The organism is Actinomadura montaniterrae, assembly GCF_008923365.1.
In the GTDB taxonomy this organism is placed as follows: Bacteria; Actinomycetota; Actinomycetes; order Streptosporangiales; family Streptosporangiaceae; genus Spirillospora; species Spirillospora montaniterrae.
In genome coordinates this window covers 20181-30813 of the sequence record NZ_WBMR01000110.1, presented here as the reverse complement: position 1 = coordinate 30813, position 10633 = coordinate 20181, and the positions used below count along the sequence as shown (strand labels likewise).

The window sequence follows — 10633 nt, the reverse complement described above, 5'->3', positions numbered from 1 at the left end:
CGCCGGTACGCCCGCCGGCTGCCCGCCGTGGACGCGGCGGCCGGGGCGGACGTGCCGGCGCTGTTCGGCGAGCGGGTCGCGGAGAACCGGGCGGCGGTGCGGCACGTCGGCGCGGACGAGCTGGCCACCGCGGTCGCCGCGGCGCTGTGGGGGCGCGAGGCCAAGCAGATCGTCGTCCCGGCGGACCTGCCGTTCGGCTGGCTCGCGGAGCTGGACGGGGTGCGCGCGATGGCGGACCGGCCGGCGATCGACGTGGACGCCCTCGCCGCCGCGGACGGCGTCGTCACCGGGTGCGCCGTCGCGATCGCCGAGACCGGGACCGTCGTGCTGGACGGCGGCCCGACGCAGGGCCGCCGCGTCCTCACCCTGCTGCCCGCCTACCATCTGTGCGTCGTGCAGGCCGAGCAGATCGTGGGCACGGTCCCGGAGGCGGTCGAGCGGCTCGACCCGGCCCGCCCGCTGACGTGGATCAGCGGCCCGTCGGCCGCGTACGGCGCGGACATGGCGGGCGCGGAGGGCATGCACGGCCCCCGCCACCTCGAGGTCCTGGTCGTCGAGGACTGACCCGCCGCGCCGCCCGCTATCCGGCGCCGGCGAGGACGAGGTCGAGGCCGGCGGTGAAGCGGGCGTCCCAGTCGACGGCGCGGTCGGCGCCGTCCTCCGCCGTCCCGCGCACCTCCAGGGCGGCGTGCCCGATCACGTAGCCGAGCAGCGTGTGCGCGGCGACGGCGGCGGACTCCTCGCGCACGCCGCCCTGCCGCATCACCTCCCGCAGGGACGCGACGGTCGCGGCGAGCGCGGCCGGGTTGCGGCGGGTGACGACGAGCGGGAGCACGCCCGCGTGGGCGAGGAGCCGGGACCGGTAGTCGCCGGCCCAGGCGCGCAGCACGCCCCGCCAGGACGCGGCGTCCGCGGCCCCGGTGTCGGCGGGGGCGGCGGCGACGTGCGCGACGAGGCCGTCGAGCAGCTGCTCCTTGCCGCGCGGGAGGTGGTGGTAGATCGCCATCGCCTCGACCTCGAGGGCGTCGCCGAGGCGGCGCATGGTGAGGCGGCCGAGTCCCTGGCCGTCGACGATCTGCAGGGCCGCCTCGGTGATCCGCTCGATCGACAGCGGCGCGCGGTTCTGGGCGTTGATGCTGGGCTGCCTGACCATGGGGGCAAGCGTACGGCGGCCCGCCGACACGATCGGGGATCCGGCGCGCGCCGTGCCGGGGGCGGCGGCGCCTTCCCGGACCTTACTGTGTAAAGGCGCCGAGTTCGGTGTCCGGCGTCACACCCGGTGGACGGCGCGCGTACGCTGGGCCTCGATCGGACGATGAAGATCGTGAGCTTGAGGGAGTATCGCCATGCCGCTGATCCGCAAGGTGGGCAAGGACGTCGCGGAGCAGTACGAGGCCGACGAGCGGCTGGCCGCCGACTACGACGCGCGCCTCGCCGCCGCGCGCGAGGCCGAGCGCGCGCTGCGGGACGCCCAGGGCGCGGACGTGCCCGGGCCGGAGCTGCACGAGCTGACCATTGCCTTCGACCAGGCCATGACCGACGTGCTCGCCGCGGCGGAGGCGGCCGAGCGGGTGGCGATGGGCCCCAGGACCTACGTGTCGGATGAGCAGGACGCCACGGCGCGGCGCGCCGCGGAGATCGCGCGCCGCAAGGCCAAGGCGCGCCCGTCCGTGCGGCCGTGGACCGACGAGGTCGACCGGCTGCGCACCGCGCGGGAGGCGCACCGGCTGAGCTTCCGGACGCGTCCCGCCGCGGCCGTCTGAGCGGCCGCGCAGGCGCGCCGCCGCCCGAGCCGGGGGGCCGTGGCGGCGGTCCGTCCCACGTGGGACCGCGTGGGACGACACAGCACCACCGAGTGGCACCGGCCACCGAACTCTGAGAGTCTGCCCTCTCGGGGAACGCCGGGGGCGGTCCGCGCCGCCCGCCGCCGCGCGCGGCGGGCGCGGGACGCTCCGGCGGAGAGGGCGCTGGTGCCCTGGACGCGGGGGGAAGTCACGTGGAGCGCACGCCGCCGGATCGGTGCCGCGTACTCGAGTCCTACCAGGACGGTACGCGGGCGATCCGTGAGCTGGCGTCGGCGGTCGAGGACTGGGACGTGCCGACGCCGTGCGCCGACTGGCAGCTGATCGACCTGGCCGGGCACCTGCGGTGCGTGGCGGAGAACTTCCTGGAGTACCTGCAGGACGCGCCGGACAGCCGGCTGGCGAAGCTGTTCGCGCAGGACGCCGCGACGGCGGTGCTGATCCGCCAGCAGGCGCGGCAGAACGCGGCGGAGCTGGCGGTGCTGCCGCCGGAGCCCGGCCGGGAGCGGATCATGGCGTTCTCGGTGTCGGCGGGGGCGTACTTCGACCTGATGCCGGACATGTGGGACCGCACCCACCTGATCTACCGGGGCACCAAGTACACCGTCGGCGACCACGCGGGCGCGGCGTGCGTGGAGTGGCACCTGCACGCGTGGGACATGGCGCGCGCGATCGGCGTCGACTACCGGCCGCGCGACCCGGACGTGCTGGTGTCGGCGTGGCACTGGGGCGTCCCGCACCTGCCGCTGGCGTCGGGGGACGCGTGGGAGTCGGTGCTGCGGTCCTCGGGCCGCGCGCCGAACTGGCCGGACCCCGGTGAGGGGCCCGGCCGGTCGCGGGGCGGGCGGCAGCGCGGCGCGCGGCAGGGCGTCAGACGCCCGCCGGCTTCCTCGGGTGGGTCCGCAGGTAGACCGCCCAGGTGAGCAGGCAGCAGACGGCGTAGTAGGCGATGAACGCGATGTACGCGCCGTCTCCGGTCCCGGAGTCCAGGAACGACTGCCGGAAGGCGATGTTGACCAGCACGCCGCCGAACGCGCCGATCGCGCCGGCGACGCCGATGAGCGCTCCGGAGAGCCGCCGGGCCTCGTGCTCGGCGGCCACCGGGTCGCCGCCGTTGGCGACGCCGAGCTGCGCCTTCGCCCGGAAGATCGCCGGGATCATCTTGTAGGTGGAGCCGTTGCCGAGCCCGCTGAACACGAACAGCAGGATGAAGCCGGTGACGAACAGGGCGAGCGACTTCTCGCGCGAGGCGGTGAGGACGAGCCCGGCCGAGACCGCCATGGCGACGAAGTTCCAGAAGGTGACCTTCGCGCCGCCGGTCCGGTCGGCGAGCCAGCCGCCGACGGGCCGGATCAGCGAGCCGAGCAGGGGGCCGAGGAAGGTCAGGTACGCGGCCTTGATCGGGGTGTCGAAGTCGGCCTTGAACTGGACCTGCAGCACCTGCCCGAAGGCGAACCCGAAGCCGATGAACGACCCGAACGTGCCGATGTAGAGCAGCGACATGATCCAGGTGTGGCCGTCCTTGCAGACGTCGCGCATCGCCCGCTTCTCGTTGCGGACCTGGGACAGGTTGTCCATGTACAGGGCCGCGCCGAGCGCGGCGAGCACGATGAGCGGGATGTAGATGCCGGCGACGACGCCGGGGTGGCCCTTGCCGGCGGTGGCGAGGACCGCGAGGCCGACGAGCTGGACGACGGCGACGCCGATGTTGCCGCCGCCGGCGTTGATGCCGAGCGCCCAGCCCTTGAGGCGCTGCGGGTAGAAGGCGTTGATGTTGGCCATCGAGGAGGCGAAGTTGCCGCCGCCGACGCCCGCGACCGCCGCCAGGATCAGCAGGGTGGAGTACGAGACGCCGGGCTTGATGAGGAACGCGGCGAGCACCGCGGGGACCAGCAGCAGCGAGGCGCTGACGATGGTCCAGTTGCGTCCGCCGAGCCGGGCGACGGCGAAGGTGTACGGGATCCGCAGCACCGACCCGATGGCCGCGGGGACGGTGGTGAGCATGAACTTGCCGGCCGGGTCGATGCCGTAGGCGGGGCCGAGGAACAGCACGAGCACCGACCACAGCGTCCAGACCGAGAACCCGATGTGCTCGGAGAAGATCGAGAACGCGAGGTTGCGGCGGGCGGTGCGGGCCCCGGACGCGGCCCAGAACTCCGGGTCCTCGGGCCGCCAGTCCTCGATCCAGCGGCCCTTCAGCGAGGGGCGGCGCGTCCTCGGCGCCGCTTCGGTCGTGACGGTCATCGGGTGTCTCCTTGTGGTCGCTGACGAGGCAGGACGCTAGGAGCCGGCCGTTTCGTGCTTGTGTGGCCCGCAATGCGGCGGTGATAACTCCACTGCACAGCGTGTGCGCGCTGGGTGTGAGACGGGCCGGGCGTGCGTGGCCGCCGCCCCGCCGGGGTAGACCATGATCGCGGCGCGGCGGGGGAGGGAGACAGGACCGATGGCGACCTGCGAGGTCTGCGGGAACGACTACGCGATGGCGTTCGAGGTGCACGCGCAGGGGGACGTGCACACCTTCGACTCGTTCGAGTGCGCGATCACCCGGATGGCGCCGATCTGCGAGCACTGCAAGTGCCGGATCGTCGGGCACGGCGTCGAGGTGGGCGGGCGGTTCTACTGCTGCGCCCACTGCGCGCGCGCCTCCGAGCCGGAGCGCGCGCGGCTCATCCAGGACGCCGCGCCGGTGTAGGCACGGCGCGGGGGCTTGCGGGCCGGGCCGGGCGGCGGCCCGGCCGGATCCGGGTCCCGCTGCTCCGCCCCGGTGCTCAGTCCCGGTGCTCAGCCCCTGGTGCTCAGCCCGCGGGGCGGCCCGCGGCGCCGAAGGCGGGCTCGCGGCCGTCCTCGAGGTAGACGGGGCGGCCGTCGGCGAGCGCGCGCAGGCTGGGCTCCATCCGGCGCGAGACGTGCGCGGGCGACAGCTCGGGGATCTTCTCCGGCGCGACCAGGACGTGGTCGGACAGCTCGTCGGGCGGCAGCCGGATCGCGGCGAGCTCGGCGTCGCTGATGGCACCGCCGAAGACGAACACGTTGACCGAGTCGACGCCGTCGTCGCGCGGGGAGCCCCAGTCGACGCAGACGAGGCCGTCCAGGCGGGGGACGAGGCCGAGCTCCTCGCGGCATTCGCGCACGCACGCGGCGAGCGGGGACTCGTCGGTCTCGATGACCCCGCCCGGCAGGAACCAGCCCTCGCTGTAGGTGGGCTTGACCAGCAGGACCCGCCCGAGGTCGTCCAGGAGCAGGGCCGCCGCGGCGCCGCGGGAGCGCGGCAGCGAGGCGTAGTAAGCAAGGTCGGGCATGTACCGAGATTAGGCCGGACGACCGTCGTGTGATCCTCGCCGCGGCGGGCCCGGCACCGCATCCTCCGCGAGATCGCCGGGCCGCCGCGAATCCGGTTCGGCAACCGGCCGGAGGGTGACGAATGGACCCTGACAATCGCCGACAACGCTTGACACGCGATCGTCAACCCTTGCCGCCGGCCGCCGGCGAGAGGGCCGCCGGTGGCGGCGGGCGGCGGCTGACCTTGCCGGATGCACGGCGTGAAGCGCATTTAACGCGCGGGTCACACGCGGGACGCGGCGGCGAAACGGCGCCGCCGGAGCCTTCCGGCATGACCGGGACTCCTACGCACTGCCCGTACTGCGCCCTGCAATGCGGGATGACCCTCGACGGCGGCGCGCCTGCGGGCGGCATGTCCGCGACGAGTGCGTCCGCGGGCGGCGCGCCGGTGCGGGTGGCGCCGCGCGACGACGTGCCCGCGAACCGCGGGGGGCTCTGCCAGAAGGGCTGGACCGCAGCGGAGCTGCTCAGCGTCCCGGACCGGCTGACCACTCCGCTGATGCGCCGCACCCGCGACGCGCCGCTGGAGCCGTGTACCTGGGACGAGGCGCTCGACCGGATCGTCTCCGGCATCGGGCGGCTGGCCGCGGAGCACGGCCCGGACGCCGTCGCGGTGTTCGGCGGCGGCGGGCTGACCAACGAGAAGGCCTACCAGCTCGGCAAGTTCGCACGGGTCGCGCTGCGCACCTCGCAGATCGACTACAACGGGCGGTTCTGCATGTCGTCGGCGGCCGCGGCGTCCGGCCGGGCGTTCGGGATGGACCGGGGGCTGCCCGGCCCGGTCACCGACCTGGCCGCGTCCGGCGCCGTTCTGCTCGCGGGCGGGAACCCGGCCGAGACGATGCCGCCGTTCATGCGGCACCTGGCCGACATGCGCGACGGCGGCGGAGCGCTCATCGTCGTGGACCCGCGCCGCACAGCGACGGCCCGGCAGGCGGACCTGCACCTGCAGCCCGCGGCCGGCACCGACATCGCGCTCGCCAACGGCCTGCTGCACCTGGCGCTGGCCGAGGGCCTCGCCGACGAGGAGTACATCGCGGCGCGGACGAGCGGGTTCGACGCCGTCCGGACGGTCGCAAACGCGTACTGGCCGGACCGGGTGGAGCGCATCACCGGCGTCCCGCTCCCGAAGATGCGCGAGGCCGTCCGGCTGCTGGCGGGCGCGGACCGCGCCCACGTGCTGACGGCGCGCGGCTCCGAGCAGCACGCGCGCGGCACCGACATGGTCTCCGGGTTCATCAACCTGGCGCTGGCGCTCGGGCTGCCGGGCCGTCCCGGCTCCGGTTACGGCTGCCTGACCGGGCAGGGCAACGGGCAGGGCGGCCGCGAGCACGGGCAGAAGGCCGACCAGCTGCCCGGCTACCGGAAGATCGACGACCCGGCGGCGCGCGCGCACGTCGCGGCCGTGTGGGGCGTCGATCCGGACGCGCTGCCGGGCCCGGGCCGGTCGGCGTACGAGCTCCTGTCGGCGCTCGGCACGCCGGACGGCCCCAAGGCGATGCTGCTGTTCGGATCGAACCCGGTCGTGTCGGCGCCGCGCGCCGCGTCCGTCGAGGAGCGGCTCGGCGCCCTCGACCTGCTGGTCGTCGCCGACTTCGTGCCGTCGGAGACCGCCCGGCTCGCCGACGTGGTGCTGCCGACCGCGCAGTGGGCGGAGGAGTCCGGCACGATGACGAACCTGGAGGGCCGGGTGCTGCGCCGCCGCCGGGCGGTCTCCGCGCCGGACGGCGTCCGCACCGACCTAGAGATCATCGCGGCGCTGGCCGGGCGGCTCGGCGCGCCGGGGGAGTGGAGCACCGACCCCGAGCGGGTGTTCGGCGAGCTGCGCCGCGCGAGCGCCGGCGGCGTCGCCGACTACTCCGGCATCACCTACGAGCGGATCGAGGCCGAGGGCGGGGTGTTCTGGCCCTGCCCGTCCGAGGACCACCCCGGCACGCCGCGCCCCTACCTGGACCGCTTCCCCACGCCGGACGGGCGGGCCCGGTTCGTCGCGGTCGAGCACCACGGCGCCGCCGAGGACGTCGACGCCGAGTACCCGCTGTACCTGACGACCGGCCGCGTCCTGGCGCAGTACCAGTCGGGCGCGCAGACCCGCCGGGTCCGGGCGCTGGCGGACGCGGCGCCGGGGCCGTTCGTGGAGCTGCATCCCGACCTCGCCGAGCGGCTCGGCGTCGAGGACGGCCAGGACGTGAAGGTGGAGAGCCGCCGGGGCACCGCGACCGCCGCCGCGCGCGTGACGGACGCGATCCGCCGCGACACGGTCTTCATGCCGTTCCACTGGGCGGGGGAGGGGCGCGCGAACCTGCTCACCGGCACGGCCCTGGACCCCGTCTCGCGGATGCCGGAGTTCAAGGTGTGCGCCGTCCGGATTTCGGCGTGAGCGCCTTTTAACACGGCGGTGACAAAGGAGACCCAACCGTGAAACGGCCTCTGCGGAGACTCGGTTCATGAACATCGGGGACGGACCGGCCCGACCGGCCACCGCGCGAACCTTACAACGTCAAGGCGCCGGGCCGGTGGCATCCGGCACTGCGCCCGCCATGTTCCCGCACGCGACTCGCCTGGAGGTTGCCGTCCGATGAGCATCACATCCGAAGCGACGATCACGAGGCGTCCCGCCGAAGCCGCGGCCCGCTGGTTCGACATCTGCTCCTACGCCGACCTGATCCCCGAGCGGGGCGCCTGCGCGATGCTGGACGGCACGCAGGTCGCGGTGTTCCGCGCCTTCGACGGAACGCTGTACGCGCTGTCGAACCTCGACCCGTTCAGCGGCGCGTACGTCCTGTCGCGGGGCATCCTCGGCACCCGCGACGGCGTCCCGACGGTCGCCTCGCCCATGTACAAGCAGGTGTTCGACCTGCGCACCGGGGTCTGCCTGGACGACCCGCGGGTGGCGGTGCCGGTGTTCCCGGTCCGCCGCGCGGACGGCGACCGCGTGGAGGTGGCGCTCACCGATGACCGCCGACAGTGAGCCGCTGGCCGGGTTCGCCGTCGGGGTGACCGCGGCCCGCCGCCACGAGGAGCTCGCGACGCTGCTGGAGCGGCGCGGCGCGCGGGTGGTGCTCGCCCCCGCGATCCGCCTGGTCCCGCTCGCCGACGACGCCGAGCTGCTGGAGGCGACGCGGGCGTGCCTGGACCGGCCGCTGGACCACGCCGTCGTCACGACCGGGATCGGGTTCCGGGCGTGGCTGGAGACGGCGGACGGGTGGGGGCTGCGCGACGCCCTCATCGGGGCGCTCGGCGCCGCCGACATCGTGGCGCGCGGCCCGAAGGCGCGCGGCGCGATCCGCTCCGCCGGGCTGCAGGAGCGCTGGTCGCCGGAGTCGGAGGGCTGCGCGGAGGTGATCGCGCACCTGCTGGAGAAGGACCTGGCGGGCGCCCGGGTGGCGGTCCAGCTCTACGGGGAGCGCCAGCCGGAGCTGACCGACGCGCTGCGCGCGGCGGGCGCCGAGGTGATCGAGATCCCGGTGTACCGGTGGGCGCGCGCCGAGGACGTCACGCCGCTGCGGCGGCTCGTCGGGCAGGCCGTCGCGGGCACGGTGGACGCGATCACCTTCACCAGCGCGCCCGCGGTCACCGCGACGCTCGCGGTCGCCGCCGAGGACGACCTGGAGGAGGCGCTGCTGGAGGCCCTGCGCACCCATGTGGTGGCGGCGTGCGTGGGCCCGGTGACGGCGCTGCCGCTGACCGAGCGCGGGGTGCCGGCCGTCCAGCCGGAACGGGCCAGGCTCGGGGCGCTCGTGCGGGCGCTGGCGTCGGACCTGCCGCGGCGCCGCGCGCGGCTGCTGTCGGTGCGCGGGTCGTCGCTGGAACTGCGCGGCCACGCCGTGGTGCTGGACGGGCAGCTGCGGCCCATCGCGCCCGCGCCGATGGCGATCCTGCGGGCGCTGGCGCGGCGGCCCGGGCACGTGGTGTCGCGCGCGGAGCTGTGCGGGGTGCTGCCGAGCCGGCTGGTCGTCGGCGGCTCGCCGTGGTCGCGGGACGCGCGGCCGCAGGCCGACGAGCACGCGGTGGAGATGGCGGTGGCGCGGCTCCGGCGGGGGCTCGGCCGCCCCGGGATCGTCGAGACGGTCGTCAAGCGCGGCTACCGGCTGGCGTGCGACCCGCGGCTGGTCGACCGGCTCGCGGCGGGCGCCGGTGGCTGACCGGCCCGCCACGTCCCGGCTGCCCGTCCGGCCGCCGGCGCTGCTGGCCGTCGCGCACGGCACCCGCGACCCGGCCGGGCCCGTCGTCGTGCGGGAGCTGCTGGCCCGGGTGCGGGCGCTGCGGCCCTCGCTTCGCGTGGCGGAGGCGTACGGGGAGCTGGTCTCCCCGTCGCTGGAGGAGGCCGCCGCCGCGCTGGACGGGCCCGTGGTCGCCGTGCCGCTGCTGCTGGGCCGCGGCTACCACGCCCTGATCGACATCCCCGAGCGCGCCGGGCGGCTGCTGCCCGGCGCGGTGACGGCGCGTCCCCTGGGCCCGGACGCGCTGCTCGCCGACGCGCTGGCCGGACGACTCGGCGCGATGCCGTCCGTCCGGCGCGGAGACGGGGGTCCGCCGCGCCCGCGGGACACCGTGGTCCTCGGCGCGGCGGGCTCCGCCGACCCGGCCGGCGCCGAAGACGTGCGCGCGGCGGCGCGGCTGCTCGCACGGCGGCTGCGGCGGCCCGTCCCGTACGGGTTCGTCGCGGCCGGCGGCCCGTCCCTGGACGAGGTGGTCGCGGAGCGGCGGCGGTGCGGTGCCGAGCGCGTGGTCGTGGCGTCGTACCTGCTGGCGCCCGGCCGGTTCCTGGACCGGATGCGGGCGTGCGGCGCGGACGCGGTGTCCGCGCCGATCGGGGCGCACGACGCGGCCGCCCGGCTGGTCCTGCGCCGCTATGATGAGGCGCGGTCGCGGACGGGCGAGCCCGTCCGGGTCTGCTGACGCGCCCGGTCCACTGACGCGCCTACTGGCGCGCTTGCTGCCGCAGCCGGGCCTCCGCCTCGACCTGCGGGGTGGCGACCCGTTCGCGCGGCGCCGTCCCCTGGTAGGCGGCGCCGTCCGCGGGGGAGTCCCCGCCGGGCGCGAGGTCGGCGAACCGGTCGTCGTGGTGGGCGAGGACCCGCAGCAGCATCCCCCGGAACAACCGCCGCTCGTCGGGTGACAGCGGTTCGAACAGGACCTCGTTGAGGCGGCGGCGGGCCCGGAGGCCCTCCTCGAGGAAGCCGAGGCCGCCGTCGGTGGCCTCCAGCGCGTAGCGCCGCCGGTCCGCGGGGTCGCGGCGGCGCCGGACGTGGCCGGCCTCCTCCAGCGCGTCCACGATCCCGACCAGGTCGCCGGCGTCCATGCGCAGCCGCTCGGCGACGTCGCGCTGCGACAGCGGCCCGGACCGCGCCACGCACCACAGGACGAGCAGGTGCGGCATCCGCGGCTGGCCGGGGAACATCCGCGTCCCGGTGCGCCGGACGAGGCGCACCATCTCGTACATCAGGTAGGTGGGCGAGTCGAACATCGGGTCGTCCTGGTCCTTCACG

The 10633-nt window shown here is 75.7% G+C and carries 12 protein-coding genes; 8 read left to right on the top strand and 4 right to left on the bottom strand.

Annotated features, from left to right (window positions below):
• On the top strand, positions 1-564 hold a 564-nt coding region (locus tag F9B16_RS30245; RefSeq protein ID WP_151543616.1), incomplete at its 5' end, for a LutC/YkgG family protein.
• 16 nt (positions 565-580) lie between these two features.
• On the opposite strand, the gene F9B16_RS30240 is transcribed toward F9B16_RS30245, so the two are convergent.
• The gene (locus F9B16_RS30240) at positions 581-1153 is read right to left on the bottom strand and encodes a TetR/AcrR family transcriptional regulator (RefSeq protein WP_151543615.1); all 573 of its coding nucleotides are present in this window, start codon (positions 1151-1153) and stop codon (positions 581-583) included.
• A 193-nt stretch (positions 1154-1346) separates the two neighbouring features.
• Here F9B16_RS30240 and F9B16_RS51320 point away from each other — a divergent pair, with 193 nt between their 5' ends.
• Together F9B16_RS51320 and F9B16_RS30225 are read left to right on the top strand one after the other, a co-directional pair.
• On the top strand, positions 1347-1763 hold the full coding sequence (locus F9B16_RS51320; protein WP_192809069.1) for a plectin: 417 nt from the start codon (positions 1347-1349) through the stop codon (positions 1761-1763).
• A gap of 233 nt (positions 1764-1996) precedes the next feature.
• Positions 1997-2725 carry a maleylpyruvate isomerase N-terminal domain-containing protein gene (locus tag F9B16_RS30225; RefSeq protein ID WP_151543612.1) on the top strand — a complete coding sequence of 243 codons (729 nt, stop codon included), beginning with the start codon at positions 1997-1999 and terminating at the stop codon, positions 2723-2725.
• Here F9B16_RS30225 and F9B16_RS30220 read toward each other — a convergent pair.
• The gene (locus tag F9B16_RS30220) at positions 2673-4046 is read right to left on the bottom strand and encodes a nitrate/nitrite transporter (RefSeq protein ID WP_151543611.1); all 1374 of its coding nucleotides are present in this window, start codon (positions 4044-4046) and stop codon (positions 2673-2675) included. The two genes, F9B16_RS30225 and F9B16_RS30220, sit on opposite strands and share 53 nt — an antisense overlap.
• 199 nt (positions 4047-4245) lie before the next feature.
• Between F9B16_RS30220 and F9B16_RS30215 the strand changes: the two genes are divergently transcribed.
• Positions 4246-4494, top strand: coding sequence for a hypothetical protein (locus F9B16_RS30215; protein ID WP_151543610.1), 249 nt, complete (start codon positions 4246-4248; stop codon positions 4492-4494).
• 103 nt (positions 4495-4597) lie between these two features.
• On the opposite strand, the gene F9B16_RS30210 is transcribed toward F9B16_RS30215, so the two are convergent.
• Positions 4598-5101 carry an NUDIX domain-containing protein gene (locus tag F9B16_RS30210; RefSeq protein ID WP_151543609.1) on the bottom strand — a complete coding sequence of 168 codons (504 nt, stop codon included), beginning with the start codon at positions 5099-5101 and terminating at the stop codon, positions 4598-4600.
• 311 nt (positions 5102-5412) lie between these two features.
• Between F9B16_RS30210 and F9B16_RS30205 the strand changes: the two genes are divergently transcribed.
• The 4 genes from F9B16_RS30205 to F9B16_RS30190 all read left to right on the top strand — a co-directional run bounded on the left by F9B16_RS30205 (position 5413) and on the right by F9B16_RS30190 (position 10043).
• Positions 5413-7521, top strand: coding sequence for a molybdopterin oxidoreductase family protein (locus F9B16_RS30205; protein WP_151543608.1), 2109 nt, complete (start codon positions 5413-5415; stop codon positions 7519-7521).
• Between the two features lie 198 nt (positions 7522-7719).
• Complete coding sequence (nirD, locus tag F9B16_RS30200; protein WP_151543607.1) at positions 7720-8112, top strand: nitrite reductase small subunit NirD; 393 nt, start codon at positions 7720-7722, stop codon at positions 8110-8112.
• Positions 8096-9286: a uroporphyrinogen-III synthase gene (locus tag F9B16_RS30195; RefSeq protein ID WP_151543606.1), complete on the top strand. Its 1191-nt coding sequence runs from the start codon at positions 8096-8098 to the stop codon at positions 9284-9286. The genes nirD and F9B16_RS30195 overlap by 17 nt, the downstream gene beginning before the upstream one ends.
• On the top strand, positions 9279-10043 hold the full coding sequence (locus F9B16_RS30190) for a sirohydrochlorin chelatase (RefSeq protein ID WP_225992066.1): 765 nt from the start codon (positions 9279-9281) through the stop codon (positions 10041-10043). The genes F9B16_RS30195 and F9B16_RS30190 overlap by 8 nt, the downstream gene beginning before the upstream one ends.
• A 22-nt stretch (positions 10044-10065) precedes the next feature.
• Here F9B16_RS30190 and F9B16_RS30185 read toward each other — a convergent pair whose 3' ends face one another.
• Positions 10066-10632, bottom strand: coding sequence for a MarR family winged helix-turn-helix transcriptional regulator (locus F9B16_RS30185; RefSeq protein ID WP_225992065.1), 567 nt, complete (start codon positions 10630-10632; stop codon positions 10066-10068).
• Position 10633: the final 1 nt, after the last annotated feature.